Annotated in this window: 11 protein-coding genes; all 11 read right to left on the bottom strand. The window is 52.6% G+C overall.

Annotation, left to right across the window (positions count from 1 at the left end):
- Window positions 1–78 precede the first annotated feature (78 nt).
- Window positions 79–1,185: an ABC transporter substrate-binding protein gene (locus tag EH228_RS17370; protein WP_152322890.1), complete on the bottom strand. Its 1,107-nt coding sequence runs from the start codon at window positions 1,183–1,185 to the stop codon at window positions 79–81.
- Between the two features lie 259 nt (window positions 1,186–1,444).
- On the bottom strand, window positions 1,445–1,831 hold the full coding sequence (arnF, locus tag EH228_RS17365; RefSeq protein ID WP_152322878.1) for a 4-amino-4-deoxy-L-arabinose-phosphoundecaprenol flippase subunit ArnF: 387 nt from the start codon (window positions 1,829–1,831) through the stop codon (window positions 1,445–1,447).
- Window positions 1,831–2,163 carry a 4-amino-4-deoxy-L-arabinose-phosphoundecaprenol flippase subunit ArnE gene (gene arnE, locus EH228_RS17360; protein WP_152322876.1) on the bottom strand — a complete coding sequence of 111 codons (333 nt, stop codon included), beginning with the start codon at window positions 2,161–2,163 and terminating at the stop codon, window positions 1,831–1,833. Before arnE ends, arnF begins: the two co-directional genes overlap by 1 nt.
- The gene (arnT, locus tag EH228_RS17355) at window positions 2,160–3,821 is read right to left on the bottom strand and encodes a lipid IV(A) 4-amino-4-deoxy-L-arabinosyltransferase (RefSeq protein WP_152322875.1); all 1,662 of its coding nucleotides are present in this window, start codon (window positions 3,819–3,821) and stop codon (window positions 2,160–2,162) included. The genes arnE and arnT overlap by 4 nt, the downstream gene beginning before the upstream one ends.
- A 6-nt stretch (window positions 3,822–3,827) precedes the next feature.
- Window positions 3,828–4,721: a 4-deoxy-4-formamido-L-arabinose-phosphoundecaprenol deformylase gene (gene arnD / locus EH228_RS17350; RefSeq protein WP_152322874.1), complete on the bottom strand. Its 894-nt coding sequence runs from the start codon at window positions 4,719–4,721 to the stop codon at window positions 3,828–3,830.
- Window positions 4,718–6,700 carry a bifunctional UDP-4-amino-4-deoxy-L-arabinose formyltransferase/UDP-glucuronic acid oxidase ArnA gene (arnA, locus tag EH228_RS17345; protein WP_152322872.1) on the bottom strand — a complete coding sequence of 661 codons (1,983 nt, stop codon included), beginning with the start codon at window positions 6,698–6,700 and terminating at the stop codon, window positions 4,718–4,720. The genes arnD and arnA overlap by 4 nt, the downstream gene beginning before the upstream one ends.
- Window positions 6,701–7,681, bottom strand: coding sequence for an undecaprenyl-phosphate 4-deoxy-4-formamido-L-arabinose transferase (arnC, locus tag EH228_RS17340; protein WP_152322871.1), 981 nt, complete (start codon window positions 7,679–7,681; stop codon window positions 6,701–6,703).
- A 1-nt stretch (window position 7,682) separates the two neighbouring features.
- Window positions 7,683–8,822, bottom strand: coding sequence for a UDP-4-amino-4-deoxy-L-arabinose aminotransferase (gene arnB, locus EH228_RS17335; RefSeq protein ID WP_152322870.1), 1,140 nt, complete (start codon window positions 8,820–8,822; stop codon window positions 7,683–7,685).
- A 499-nt stretch (window positions 8,823–9,321) separates the two neighbouring features.
- The gene (locus EH228_RS17330; RefSeq protein ID WP_152322869.1) at window positions 9,322–9,543 is read right to left on the bottom strand and encodes a YdgH/BhsA/McbA-like domain containing protein; all 222 of its coding nucleotides are present in this window, start codon (window positions 9,541–9,543) and stop codon (window positions 9,322–9,324) included.
- Between the two features lie 184 nt (window positions 9,544–9,727).
- A complete protein-coding gene (locus EH228_RS17325; protein WP_152322867.1) occupies window positions 9,728–12,121 on the bottom strand; it encodes a glucose/quinate/shikimate family membrane-bound PQQ-dependent dehydrogenase in 2,394 nt (797 codons plus the stop codon).
- Window positions 12,122–12,269: 148 nt separating this feature from the next.
- Window positions 12,270–14,447, bottom strand: coding sequence for a TonB-dependent receptor PqqU (gene pqqU / locus EH228_RS17320; protein WP_420841473.1), 2,178 nt, complete (start codon window positions 14,445–14,447; stop codon window positions 12,270–12,272).
- Window positions 14,448–14,757 lie beyond the last annotated feature (310 nt).

Here is a 14,757-nt window from a genome sequence, read left to right as displayed (position 1 = left end):
CCTGAAGAAATATATCAGACCGATCATAACGCGATAAGGCGACAAATTGTCGCCTTTTCACCAGGAAAAACGTAACGTTTATTTTTGCTGCGGGGTATAACTCAGGGTTATCGGTTGATCAGGAAGTTTGGTGAACTTAGTAATAATCTGGTGGAAATCTGCCGTCGGATCAAGAGAACTGAACTGTGCCGGATAGAGGTCTTTAGCCAGAATTTCCATGCCGATGATATTATAGGGGTGGTTGTAGAAATGGTGATAAACCCCATACACCTTGCCTTCTTTCACCGGTGCAATCTGTTGCAGACCGCTACGACGGGTAAGCTTATTAAAGGTCGCCGTCACCTCTTCGCGTGAAATATTGTAGCCGAATGGCAGCACGTTCTTATTTGGACGTTTGGAGCCGGACATAATATAAACATCCGGCTTCATGGCGATTATTTTTTCCAGCGACACAAATCCTGATGAACCCGGTAGCAGGCTTGAACCGATGTTTTTCCCGCCGACCGCTTCCACTAACCCACCCCAGCCATTGCGGCCATGAGTGAAGCAGCAGTTATCGGCGTTTCCCGCGAGGGGTTCGATAAAGACCGTGGGTTTCTGCCTGACCTGCTCAATTTTCTGCTGCAACGCATCCCAATGCTGATGATAGAAATCAGTATACTCTTTCGCTCTGGCTTCCTGATTCAGCACCGTGCCCAACAGAGTGATGCTGTTTGCGGTGTTCTGCGCCGGGTGCAGCTCATAGTCGACAAAGACCACCGGTATATTAAGCTTATGCAACGTATCCAGCACGCCGGTTTGTTGCAAAGCCGGTTTGGCGCGCAACTGGGCGATCATCAGGTCTGGCTTTTCAGCTATCACGCTTTCAAGGTTCACTTGCCCATGATCGTTAAAGCCCATATCGATAATTTTAGTGGCTTCCGGCCAGGTCTTTTTCAGCAGATCCCAGGTCTGCGTATCCTGTTTTTTCGGCAAATTATTCCAGGCCACGACGCGTTTGAAAGGATCTTCACGATCCAGCAGCGCCAGTGCCAGGATATCGCGGCCATCTTGCAAAATAACATGCTGCGGCTCTTTCTCCAGGGTGATTTTTTGGTTATCCATATCGGTAACCTGCACCGGATACGTGGTCGCGGCACAGCCAGCCGATGCCGCGAGAGTCCCTAACAACAGCCAGAAACGCATAGTCACACAATGCCTCCGTGAGAATAAAAATAATAGCGATAATCATTTGCGAATATACCGATACCCCTGGGGTATTCCATTATTTTTTTGTCAGGAATCAATACACTTTACACAATTCGTAATAGCATGCAGACAGTAAGGCCTGGGATCCCGCCGTGTAGATAACTCAGTGGTCAAACGTGCGCGCTGACCGGGATGAAGCATGACCCATGCAAGCGCAACACCGGGGTGTTGACCCGTGGAATGACTGATATTTTAGTCAGTGCTTACCTTTGGCTGAGGGCCAGCATATCAGCAGCAGGCCGCCAAAAATCAGCGCCACAGCAACCAGTTTGCCCCACTGAAACGGTTCATTGAGGGAGGGAAGATATAATGCCGCGCCCCACACCAGCACATAACTGAGGCTAAGCAACGGATAAGCTTTGCTCAGAGGCACCCGCCGTAATGCCAGAAACCAGCACCCCATCGACACCGCATAAGCCGCCAGCCCGCCAAACAGCCCCAGCGCGGCAGGAGACAGCGCCAACAGGGCCGCAAAGAGTGCCGGAGGATCGCTGGTTGCCGGCAAATTCATCATCGACCAGCGCATCAACAACTGCGCGCCGCTGACCAGCAGCACGCTGCATAATGCCAGAATAATGCCCATCAGGCGTACACTCCCATCATCGCCACACCCGCCATAATCAACGCAATGCCGAGCCAGTGCCGTGGCGAAACCGGTTCCTTCCATAGCCAGCGGGCAGCCAGCACGATAAAGATAAAGTTCAGGCTCAGCATCGGGTAGGCGACCCCGACAGGCACATGTTGTAGCACCATCAACCAGACCAGCATCGCACAACCCAGCAGTACCACGCTCAGCCCCAACCAAAACACCAGATGCCATTTTCCTTTCAGCAAGCCATAATGCGCGGCCTGCTTCTGACACAACTGTCCCACACAGCTCAGCACGCTGGCAAAAGCAATCAATAGCATATTCATGGGGTTTGCTGATACTGGTACATCACCAAACGCCCCTGGCGATAACTGAAGTCGGCTTTAGGCACCTCAGCATCAGAGTTTTCATTCCCCCGCGACAACAACATCACTAACGTGACGCTGCCCTCACGACGATGCTGTTCCAGCCACTGCGCAAAATCAGCTCCAGAGACAAACCGGCCCTTAGCATCCGGATAACGCAGGCCATATTGTACCTCACCGGGTTGATCATAGAGGATAATGTCACTGCGTTGCAGTTCCCATGCCAACCCGGAAGCAACCCCAGGCGTATTGGCCAGTACAAAATGACCTGACGCAATCTCGGGTTTCATGCGCTGAATAAACTGCTGCGGTTGTTTGGAATCCGTCACCCGTTCCGGTATGGCCTGCCCCACCACCAGCGCCAACGCCAGCGGGCACAGTGCCGCCCAACACCAACGCTGGGTCGGCGCTTTCAGGGTGATATAACCGACCCATCCCCACCACAGGAAAGCACCGGCCGCCAGGGCGACTTTCATGCCTTCATGGTGGCGGTAAACTGGATGTTTTGCCCATCCCCAGGGTGCCAGAAAGCCCAGCACCACGATGGCGCAAACCAGCCCGAAGCCCAGGTTAATCCAGCCGTTGGCCTTTAACGCCTGGCCGTTCACTCCCATCAACTGCATCGCCTGTCTGGCAAGCAGTACGGCAAGTGGTGCGAAGCATGGCAGAATGTAGGTCGGCAACTTACCTTTGGCAATGCTGAAAAACAGTAGCGGCATCACTACCCAACTCAGCAAATACCGGCTCCCGCTGTTATTCTGTCGGTCACGCCAGCCGTTGCACAGCGCCCCCGGCAACAGCGCCAGCCAGGGCAGGCATCCCAATAGCAACACCGGCAGGTAATACCAGAACGGCGCCTTGTGCTGTGCATTGGCTTCAGCAAAACGCTGAATATGCTCCACCCAGAAGAAATAGTGCCAGAAATCCGGCTCGCGATGAGCAATGGCGATAACCCAGGGCGCACTGATCACCGCCGCGCCCAATACCGCCAACGGGCCGTAAACTAACAGCGCTTTAAAACGCTTCTGCTGAACAGCCCAGGGAAGAATCGCGATGACTGGCACGGCCAGGGCCAGAAACCCCTTAGTCATAAAGCCCATGCCGCAGGCAAAGCCCATCAGTAACCAGGCCCGCACTTTCTTACCCGTTGTCGGCGCTTCCACGACCAGCCAGTAACCGCACATCGCCGCGGTCAGCCACAGGGTTATCATCGGATCGAGCACCGCATAGGTACCGATAGCATAGACCAGCAGACTGGTCAGGAAGATAATTCCCGCCATCAGCGCGGTCGTCCGATCTCGCCAAATGCGCAGCGTCAGCCAGTAGACCAACAACGCGGTGATGCTGATGGAGAACACCGAACCAAAGCGTACGCCAAAGTTGTTATGACCGAAAATCAGTTGACTGAGATTATTAATCCAGTAGCCCGCGATCGGCTTTTCAAAATAACGCAGACCAAAGAAATGAGGAACCACCCAATTACCGTTAACCAGCATTTCCCGACTGATTTCCGCATAACGTGTTTCATCCGGCTGCCACAGCGAGCGAAACGCCAAAGGTATCAGGTAATACAGGGAAAATAGCGCCAACAGGAGAAGGCCATTTCTCATCATTTTCATACATCGTCACTCAGCTAATTGCTGGCATCCAAGCCATCCCTCACGGCCGGCGAGACTACCCCGGACAATTTTTCCTGTTGGCAGACGGCTCAAATCCTCAGGAAGAAGCTCGCTCAACGGACAGAACTGGATGCCGTCCCGCTCTGCCAACTTCAGCAATTCGCTGAACATATCGCTCATCACCATCCCCTCCACTTCCGCATGAATGGTGTACACCGGCGTACCACGGTCCTGTTTGATGCGTTCAATAATAAAGGCATTGAAATCCTCTTTACTGACCGAGGCGCCGACCACTTCATCCCAGGTTGGCAACGTTACCGGGATTTGCACAGTGCCGGTGCTGCCATCGTTCAACAGTGGCAGGAACGGCCCGGTGCCGCGACAGTCACTGTTATAATGAAAGTGAAAGGTTTCCTTCACTTCGACTGTACGCTGATCCGCCCGCCAGCCCGCCACCGCAGAACAGGTGACCGGCTGAGCCAGAATTTGACTCAATGCGTCCCGCCCCAGGCGAATCTGCCGGGCCAGCTGTTCCGACGACCAGACACCAGCCCAGGTTTGCCAGGCAAAATGATCCCAGGCATGCAGCCCCACCTCATGGTGCTCCATCGTGGCGCGAATCATCTCCGCCAGTCCCTTGCCAATATTGCGCCCCGGCCAGGCCGTTCCAGCCAACAGAATATCCCAGCCATACAACGCAGCTGCATTGGAACGTAACATTTTCCACAGGAACTTCGGTTTTAGCAGGCGCCACAAATGGCGGCCCATGTTATCCGGCCCGACACTGAAGAAAAAAGTGGCCTGTGTGCGATGCAAGCTGAGGATTTCCAGCAGGCGAGGCACCCCATCGCGAGTGCCTCGCCACGTATCGACATCAATACGGAGGCCCACTTTTCTCATTTCTTCGCTTCCACTCCGTCAACGGAGCGCAGAAAGAAGTCCAGTGTGGCATCAATGGTTTTGTCCATGCTGACTTCAGGTGTCCAGTTCAGCAAACGACGGGCATTGCGGATAGCCGGCTTACGGTGCTCCACGTCCTGATAGCCTTTGCCGTAATAACTGCTGCTCTCGACATCGCGGAAACCAGCAAATGGCGGAAACTGATCACGCAGCGGATGACGGTCAAAACTGGCCAGCAGTTGTTCTGCCAGTTCTTTGATGCTCGCCTCATTATCCGGGTTACCGATATTGATTATCTGACCGTCGCAGTTATTATTTTTGTTTTCAATAATGCGGAATAATGCCTCAACACCGTCACGAATATCGGTGAAGCAACGCTTCTGCCTGCCGCCGTCGATCAGTTTAATCGGCGACCCCTCAACCAGATTGAGGATCAGTTGAGTGATCGCGCGTGAACTGCCGATACGCGCCGCGTTCAAATTATCCAGACGCGGCCCCATCCAGTTAAACGGACGGAATAGCGTGAAACGCAGGCATTCTTTATCGCCATAAGCCCAGATAACCCGATCCAGTAGTTGTTTGGAGACAGAGTAAATCCAGCGCTGTTTGTTAATCGGCCCAACCACCAGGTTGGAGTGATCCTCGTCGAAGTTCGGATCAGTACACATTCCGTACACTTCTGAAGTGGAAGGGAAAATGATCCGTTTTTTGTACTTCACACAGTCACGGATAATTTTCAGATTCTCTTCAAAGTCCAGTTCAAAGACCCGTAGCGGGTTACGCGTGTACTCAATCGGCGTGGCTATCGCGACCAGCGGCAGGATCACATCACATTTTTTAATGTGGTATTCGATCCACTCGGAATGAATACTGATGTCTCCTTCCACAAACTGAAAACGCGGATGCCCCACAAAACGGCTGATAGCATCAGAACCAATGTCCAGACCGTAAATATCGAAATTATCGTCTTGCAGCAAACGTTCGGTCAGGTGGTTACCGATAAAACCGTTCACACCGAGGATCAACACGCGAGTACGACGTTTGGCTACGGTCAGCGGCTGGTTGTTCAGCAACGCACCGCTCACCAACCCCAGAGTCTGGGCCAATTGTGAGCCCTGCATGTAGACGCCATTTTCACTCTGCCCCGTGACCACTTCCAGGGCTCCCTGTCCACATGCAACGATCAACGGACGGACCGACAACACAGTACCGGCTTTCGCGGCGGGCAGATCCTGACGAACCGTCCCCTTCCAGACAAAGAATTTCGCTGAACCCACGTAGCCAAACGCTCCCGGCCACGGATCGGTCACCGCCCGCACCAGATTGTTCACCGTATCGGCAGGTTGTGACCAGTCAATACGACCATCTTCTGGCTTGCGGCGGCCAACATACGTTGCCTGGCTGTCGTCCTGGGCGCGCTCGGTCACTTTCCCAGCCTTCAAAAGCGGCAGGCAGCCGCCCAGCAGGTGTTCGGCGGTGGCATTCAGTTTATGGTGCAATGTCAGGGCATTATCTTCAGCCGTGATCGTGACCTTCTCCTGCGCCACAATCGGCCCGGCATCTGCACGGGTCGTCATGCGGTGTAGCGTTACGCCAGTCTCGGTTTCGCCATTCACCAGTACCCAGTTCAGCGGTGCTCGTCCACGGTATTTCGGCAGCAGCGAGCCATGCAGGTTAAAAGCCCCCACGCGGGCACAACTGAGGATCTCCTCACACAGCAAGTTACGGTAGTAAAAAGAGAAAATCACCTCTGGCGCCATCGCCTGAATGCGATCAACCCACAGTGGATGGTTAACATCCTCCGGGGCAAAAACGGGAATATTATGCTCCGCAGCCGTACGGGCTACCGAGCCAAAGAAGTGGTTTTCAGTCCCTGAATCCGTATGGGTAAAGATAGCGTCAATCTTATAACCCGCCTTAATTAGCGCATTGATGCCAATGCACCCCATATCGTGGTAGGCAAATACAACAGCATTCATTTATTTATTATCCTTTTCAGGGACAGGAAGGGAGGAACTCACCACTCGTTGGATAAAGTAGCGGGGACGAGCACGAACATCGTTATAGATGCGACCTATGTATTCACCCAACAGCCCCATCCCAACAAACTGCGCGCCAATAAAAATAAACAGCACGGCAAATAACATAAACACCCCGTCAGCTGCCCAGTGCGGACCGAAGACTAAACGCAATAAAATCAATAACAGTGAGAAAGCAAATCCGGCGAGCGCAATCAGACTGCCAATAACGCTAAGCATGCGTAACGGTGTGGTGGTCAGACAGGTTACCAGGTCATACATCAGGTTGATCAGACGCATCAGGCTGTATTTGGAATCACCAAATTCACGCTCCGCGTGATGTACCGGGATCTCAATCGCCCGACGGGCAAAGATATTCGCCAGGATCGGAATAAAGGTGCTGCGCTCATGGCAGTGCAACATGGCATCGATAATGTGACGACGATAGGCACGCAGCATGCAGCCATAGTCCCCCATCGCTTTACCGGTAGTCCGCTGGATTAACTGGTTAATCAGGCGCGAAGCCATCTTGCGAAACCAACTGTCCTGACGCTTCTGGCGTACCGTGCCAACCACGTCATAACCTTCCTGAGCGGTGGCAACCAGACGGGGGATTTCTTCCGGGGGATTCTGTAAATCAGCATCCAGGGTGATGATCAAATCGCCGCTGACGTGGCTGAATCCAGCCATAATCGCCGAGTGCTGGCCATAGTTACGGTTCAACAGCACGGCAATAATATGGCTGCCTTCAGCTTCAGCCGCCGCCGTCAGCATTTCAGCAGAATCGTCACTGCTGCCATCATCAACCAGTAAAATTTCATAATCTATCAGCAGCGAAGCACAGGCATCAGTGGTTCGGCGAATCAGTTCAGGCAGGCTTTCCTGCTCGTTATAAACAGGAATAACTACGGAGACTTTATTAATTGGCAGGTCAGCAGTCATATTATTTCTCGGCGATCTCATGCAACGCGGTAATTACACGGCTAACATCGTCATCGGTCATCGTTGGAAACAACGGAATAGAGCAAATACGCTCCGCATTCCATTCGGTGGCGGGTAGGGATAGTTCAGGAAAACGCTCACGATAATATTTTTGAGTATGAGCAGCGCGGAAATGCAGACCGGAACCAATGTTACGTTCTTTCAGCGCCTGCATCAGTTCATCACGCGTTAAACCACAGCGCTGACGGTCAACCCGGATAATAAACAAATGCCAGGCATGCTGATGCGGCCATGCAGGCGACGCCAGCGGCAGGAATGGCGTGTCCGCCAGTTGGCGCAGGTAGCGTTGCGCGATGTCTTCACGACGGGCATTCAACTGTGGCAATTTGCCAAGCTGAACCAGAGCAATAGCCGCATTAATATCCGCCAGATTATATTTATAGCCGGGGGTCAGTACTTCAGCCTGTGGCGCACGACCATGCGTCTGGCGATCAAAGGCATCCACCCCCAACCCGTGAAACTTCAGGCTGCGGATCCGGTTGGCCAGCGACTCATCATCGGTCACCACCAGCCCGCCTTCCGCACACGTCATGTTTTTAATGGCATGGAAAGAGAAAATGGCTATGCCGCTCGCCCCAACGTGGCGCGATTTGTAATACGTACCCGCCGCATGGGCTGCATCATCAATCACCGCGATACCGTGACGCTGGCCTATCGCGTGAATGGCATCAATATCGGCAGGGGCACCCGCATAATGAACCGGAATAATCGCTTTAGTACGCGGGGTAATAGCGGCTTCGATCAGTTCAGGGGTTATCATCAGCGTGTCACGATCGACATCAATCATCACCGGTTCCGCACCGAGCAATGCGATCATATTCAGTGTGGACACCCAGGTCAGCGAAGGCGTGATCACTTCATCGCCGGGACCAATCCCCAACGCCATTAAAGTGATGTGCATTCCCGCAGTAGCCGAACTCACGGCAATGGCGTGCTGGTTGCCCGTCAGATCACAAAATGCTTTTTCCAGTTGCTGATTTTTAGGACCAGTGGTAATCCAGCCAGAACTGAACACCTCGCTGACAGCCGCCAGCTCAGCTTCACCCATTGCCGGACGCGAGAAAGGGAGAAAATCGGACATCATTACACCACTCTTTAATAATAATCGGTATTTACATCATCAGAATGCGCGACTGGAACCGCTATAAAAAATAACTCGTTGAATATCTATATCATTTATAGCATAGCGTCGCTGCCATCTCTCAGGACATGGAATGTCCATATTTTCGCTATCCCCCCTTCAGGACAAACAGAATCATTATGACATACTGCAACTGCCTCTAATTAAATGCTTCCTGAACGATAAAGAAGAATCCTTAGCTGAAAATTAAGAGAATGAAGAGAAAGGGACTCCGACGAACATAAAAAGAGATGTGGTTGAGGAAGGGTTTACTTTACAAGCCAACGTTGGCATGAATTAAAAAAATAATGGGGAAACTCACAAAATATTACGCTAACGATCCCCTCTGCCCCTGTAAATGTTGATAACCGCACAACATCATCAGATCTGTTTATCTCCACACACAAAAAAGGCCGCCCGCAGGCAGCCTCTTCTGGCACTTCCGTTATGCAACCATCCGTTATTTGTAGATTTCAGCCGTCATATAGACACCGTTATCCGCACGAGCACTGGTGATTTTATAAGACGTCGCGCCAGCAGCTTTTGCTTTCGCAGCGATTTGTGACTGGGCGCTATCCAGGGTGCTACCGTGAGCGGAAATACTTTCAGCCGCGACGCTACCGAAAGAGATCAAAGAAAGCGTGGCAACCGCAGCGATAGTCAGAGTTTTAATGGTTTTCATGGTCAAATTCCTTCTTTAGGTTTGGGTCAAGGCAATGTGCCTTCGATGGGTGTAATAATAATCCTGCTAACTATTAGCAAATTAACTATTAGTGCGATCCTTATCACCTTTTCCACAAAAAAAGGGCAACCGGATTGGTTGCCCCTTTGGTCTTGCTGCTACGGCTCAATGCCGCGAATAAAACTTACTTCTTAGCATTATCCGGCAAAGCCCAGGCCATGACATAATCGCCCAGCTTGGTACCGAAAGAACCATGACCGCCAGCAACGATCAGCACATATTGCTTGCCGTTCACTTCATAGGTCATTGGCGTTGCCTGACCGCCAGCGGGCAGACGCGCCTCCCACAGGGTTTTACCGTTAGTCACATTAAACGCGCGCAGATAATTATCTGCGGTCGCACCAATGAACATCACGTTACCAGCAGTAGAAATGGGTCCGCCCAGCATCGGCATCCCCATCTTGAACGGCAGTGGGATTGGTGAGCTGTCACGTACAGTACCGATGCGTTTTTTCCACACGATATTGTTCGTTTTCAGGTCAATAGCCGATACATATCCCCATGATGGCTGTTTACAAGGAAAGCCCAGTGGTGACAGGAACGGATTCAGCGTCACGCCGTATGGCACGCCATACTGTGGCTGAACGCCAGTTTCAGTACCACTGCCGCCTTTGTCGTTCTCGTTAGGCCACAACGGGTTATTTGGACCACGCGGGATCAGACGGGAAACGAAAGGTAGCGCCATTGGGTTAGTCACCGCTATCTGACGGTCGGTGTCAACAGAGATCCCCCCCCACTCAAACATGCCCAGGTTCCCCGGGAATACCAAAGTTCCCTGCTCTGAAGGCGGCGTAAATGGACCGTCATAGCGCAGTCTGTGGAACATCACACGGCAGATCAGCTGATCGTAAATCGTGGCACCCCACATATCCGCGCCGGTCAGGTTCTTTTTCGGACGGTAGGTCAGTGCCGAATAAGGCTGAGTCGGTGACAGGTGGTCGCCTTTTGCAGGCCCCTGCGGAACCGGAGTTTCTGGAGCAGGAACAACCGTTTTACCCGTACGACGATCAAGGACAAAGATGTTACCGGTTTTCGCCGGAACATAGATTACCGGCACGGTCTCACCGTTTTTATCGGTAATATCCGCTAACGTCGGTTGTGCCGGAACGTCCATATCCCACAAATCGTGGTGCACTGTCTGGTAGAACCAGGCCAGCTTACCGGTGCTCGCATGCAGTGCCAGCAGGCCGCTCGCAAAACGCTCGCTTTCCGGCGTACGGTTGCCGCCCCAGATATCTGGTGTTTGCACGCCGATAGGCAAGTAAACTAAATCCAGTTTTGCGTCATAAGCCGCAGGCGCCCAGGAGTTCGGTGAATTAGGCGTATACTCCTGTTTGCCGCCTGGCAGAACATTGGGATCTTTAGCGCCGGTATCGAATGCCCATAACAGCTTACCCGTGTTGACATCGAAACCACGGATAACACCTGACGGTTCTTTCGTCGAGTAATTATCAGTCACGGCACCAGCAATCACGATAACCTTATCCGTGACGATAGGGGGAGATGTCGGCTCATAAGCACCGGCACGGACGTTAGGCATATTCTGCTGCAGGTCCAGCTTACCGTGGTCGCCAAAGTCCGGGCACAGGGCACCGGTTTCCGCATCCAACGCATACAGATGACCATCATTAACCGGCAGGAGGATACGGCGCGAACACAAGGCAGGTTTGCCACCAGCAGGCATCGTCGCGGCATCCGACTCAGCATGATAAGAAACACCACGGCAGGTGACGTGCTGGAAAGAAGGATCGGTTTTCAGTTGCGGATCAAATTTCCACTTCTCTTTACCGGTCGCCGCGTCCAAAGCAAACAGGATCTGATGTGGCGTACACAGATACAGCGAGTCACCAATTTTGATTGGCGTCACTTCATCGGTCAACTCACCGGGATCCGTTGGACGCTTCATATCACCCGTGCGGAACGTCCACGCTTGTTGCAACTGACCCACATTTTTGTCGTTAATCTGCGTCAGCGGCGAATAACGTGTTCCTCCCTGGGTACGGCCATACGCCGGCCAGTCGCCTGCCGCGATACCATCAGCAGATTTGTTGATGTTCGCAGCCTGTTCCGGACTCAGGGATCCGTTGATTTCCTGCGGGTCGTTGAACACGGAATAAGCCAGGGCAATCACCGTCACCACCAGTACCAGGCTCAGCGCGCCACGGGCAAATTTCCCCTGGGACAAACCACGGTAAACAAATGGCAGAACCAGCCACAAGCCGAGGAAGAAGGTGACGTCTAAACGCGGCGTCAGCGCCCAGAAATCAGACCCGACCTCCCACAGCGCCCAAATCAGGGTCGCCAGCAAGAATACGGCGTACAGCAACAACGCCGAAGAACGGCGGCGAAACAGTAACCAGGCAACGAGCAGTTCAATCACACCAGCGATAATGTAATAAAACGAGCCGCCCAGCTTAGCCAGCCAGATACCGCCGATCAACAGATATAATCCACTGAGCGCGGCAAACACAGCCGTGAGAATCACGAGAATACGTGATACAGGTGCTTTACTTTGCATAGTATAAACCTTACCAAAATTTAACATCTTCGATTCAGTCGCAAGCTGAATCTCAAAAAACACCCGGTTTCCTACTGATTATCCATCCCGGTGTTTTGGGCCTGCCTTCAGGCTTACGTCTTCAGGCAGGCAGTTCTGGATCTCTGTTTTACTGGAAGGTGTAAGTCAACGTGGCGCCGACGCCATAATTACGGCCCGGCGCCGGCTCGTAGTACCGTCCGTTCCCCTCATTGACAATCACCGAGCCGACGTATTCTTTGTCGAACAAATTATCAACGCGAGCGAAGGTATCGAGCGACCACTGATTCCAGTTAAAACGATAGCCGCCATTCAGGTTAGTCACGGTATAAGCCGGTGCTTTTGCATCGTTCTCGTCATCAGCCTCAATGCTGCTCATATAGCGAATTTCCATCCCCGCATGCCACCCCGCTTCCGGAGCCCATGCCAGTGAGGCGTACCCCATATTACGTGCCACGCCAGGCAGACGATTGCCCGCTGGAATACAACGCCCTTCGTCGTCACAGGCTGCATCACGGTAAGTTGCATCCAGCAGTGTCCAGGCCATTTTCATCTGCCAGTTTTCAGCAAACTGCTGATCAAAAGAAAGCTCAAGACCACGACGCCGCGTTTTACCGGCATTTTTATACACCGCGCGACCATTGCTGCTTTCAGCCACGACCAGTTCATTGTCTGTATTCGTCTGGAACAACGCGGCGGTGAACAGACCGTAGCCGACACGGGTTTTACTGCCGAGCTCAACGGTGTCGCTGGTTGACGGCTTCAACCCAAGATTCAGTCCCGTTTCATCGCCGCTGATCGAACGGTAAGAGAGCTCATTGATCGTTGGCGTTTCAAAACCGCGTCCGGCCGAGAGGTAGACATTCCAGGCATCGGTCACCGCATAGTTCAGGGAGCCCATTGGCAACATTTTGTGATAGCGTTTACTGCCGCTGTCATCGCCGTTGCCTGGAGTGATGTAGTCATCGGTGGAGTCGAAACTGACGGTGCTGTAACGCATACCGGCGTCCAGCGTCCATTTCGACGTCAGATTCCAACGGCTCTGCAGGTAAGGATCGAGATTCCACATCACGTTCTTCTCATTCCGGCGTAAATCGCCTTTTTCACCAAGCTCAATAGCGCCGTTGTTTATTACATAGTTCTGGAACCCCTGACGGCGTTCGGTCATCGTTTCATAATCCAGCCCACCGATGATGCTCAATGGCACCGCGCCGAATTGATCATCATGCCGCCAGTGGGTATCCACACCGGAATATTTGCGCTCCAGCACAATCACCCCGCCAGGATAGGCCGGATTTTGCTGCACGCTGACCGGGATCGACTGATACTGCGTGGTGTGACGTTCCCCATGCCAGGTGGTCAACGTGAGCTGATCTTTATCACTCATTTCGCGCTGGTAGCGCAGACCAACCTGGGTTTGATCCAGACTCTTACGGGTGTTGAACTTATCACCACGCGGGGACTGCCGCGGATTGGCTTCCCATTCTGATTTGGTCAGACCGCCGGGATCATTAGCATCAACAGAAACGCTGTTAAGCATCAGTGTCAGCGTACTAACGTCATCAATACGCACGCCCAACTTACCGTTACCGAGGTTTTTTTGCGTGCCGCTGTGATCACGATAGCCATGGGTTGTAAAGCGCGAGCCGGAAACAGTGTAATTTACATCACCAGCATGGGTGCCATCGCCTGTGGCACCGGAGGCCTTGACACTGTTGCGCCAGCTACCGAAGCTGCCGTAATACGTACCGGCAGTCAGCGTGGTAGGCTGGCTGCCCGTTTCGGTATCAATATTGACCACACCGCCTGAGGCATTGCCATAAAGGGCGGAGTATGGCCCGCGCAACACTTCTACTTTATCAATCGAATTGATATCGATATTGGAGGTCTGCCCCTGCCCGTCAGGCATGGTGGCAGGAATACCATCAACATAAACGCGAACGCCGCGAACCCCATACATTGCCCGACTACCAAAACCCCGAACCGAGAGTTGCAGATCCTGCGCATAATTTTGGCGGTTCTGAATCTGCAAACCCGGCACGCTGCCCAGCGATTCCGACAGGTTAACCTGCGGCGTACTGTTGCGCAGGCCCTGCCCACCAACCACACTGACGGCAGCGGGAGTATCCAGCTCAGACAAGCCTCTGCGCTGCTTAATTACGATTAACGATCCATCCTGCGCCGAAGAAGGAACCTCGCTGGCCGGGGGGGGCGCTGACTGTGCGTAACTGAGTTCAGGCTGCAAGAAAAACAGCGGTGTCAAAACAAAAGCTGAGGTTTTATTGTTCACAGGATCAGTTCGATTAATAAAGTTAACCGCCAGTTACTTCCCCGCCTGACGCCCGGTAAATCATGCCTCATTTCGTCTGGACGTTGCGTTGAGAAGCACAAATACATCATCGCAGAAAAAGTATACAAACCGTCTCGATATTAGCGACTTCATTTCCACGATAAAAACAAGGTTATTTCATTTTCAGTCGAAGAAAATAGCGATTTCCTGCTGGATACTCAGGAGAAAGTAGCAAAAGTGGCAGGGATTGTAACATCCAATAATTCATTTGCGAACTGCTGTTATCAATTCAGCTGAATTGATTCAGTCGAAAGACACAAAATGATAA

The organism is Erwinia endophytica (genome assembly GCF_009295515.1).
GTDB lineage: Bacteria > Pseudomonadota > Gammaproteobacteria > Enterobacterales > Enterobacteriaceae > Erwinia > Erwinia endophytica.
The sequence above is the reverse complement of the archived record's forward strand: the minus strand, read 5'-3'. Positions and strand labels throughout refer to the sequence as shown.

What these genes read in the sequence shown, in the direction of transcription:
- EH228_RS17370 (WP_152322890.1), bottom strand. Translation starts at nt 1,185, where the DNA reads ATGCGTTTCTGGCTGTTGTTAGGGACTCTCGCGGCATCGGCTGGCTGT.
- arnF (WP_152322878.1), bottom strand. Translation starts at nt 1,831, where the DNA reads ATGGGCATTATTCTGGCATTATGCAGCGTGCTGCTGGTCAGCGGCGCG.
- arnE (WP_152322876.1), bottom strand. Translation starts at nt 2,163, where the DNA reads ATGAATATGCTATTGATTGCTTTTGCCAGCGTGCTGAGCTGTGTGGGA.
- arnT (WP_152322875.1), bottom strand. Translation starts at nt 3,821, where the DNA reads ATGAAAATGATGAGAAATGGCCTTCTCCTGTTGGCGCTATTTTCCCTG.
- arnD (WP_152322874.1), bottom strand. Translation starts at nt 4,721, where the DNA reads ATGAGAAAAGTGGGCCTCCGTATTGATGTCGATACGTGGCGAGGCACT.
- arnA (WP_152322872.1), bottom strand. Translation starts at nt 6,700, where the DNA reads ATGAATGCTGTTGTATTTGCCTACCACGATATGGGGTGCATTGGCATC.
- arnC (WP_152322871.1), bottom strand. Translation starts at nt 7,681, where the DNA reads ATGACTGCTGACCTGCCAATTAATAAAGTCTCCGTAGTTATTCCTGTT.
- arnB (WP_152322870.1), bottom strand. Translation starts at nt 8,822, where the DNA reads ATGTCCGATTTTCTCCCTTTCTCGCGTCCGGCAATGGGTGAAGCTGAG.
- EH228_RS17330 (WP_152322869.1), bottom strand. Translation starts at nt 9,543, where the DNA reads ATGAAAACCATTAAAACTCTGACTATCGCTGCGGTTGCCACGCTTTCT.
- EH228_RS17325 (WP_152322867.1), bottom strand. Translation starts at nt 12,121, where the DNA reads ATGCAAAGTAAAGCACCTGTATCACGTATTCTCGTGATTCTCACGGCT.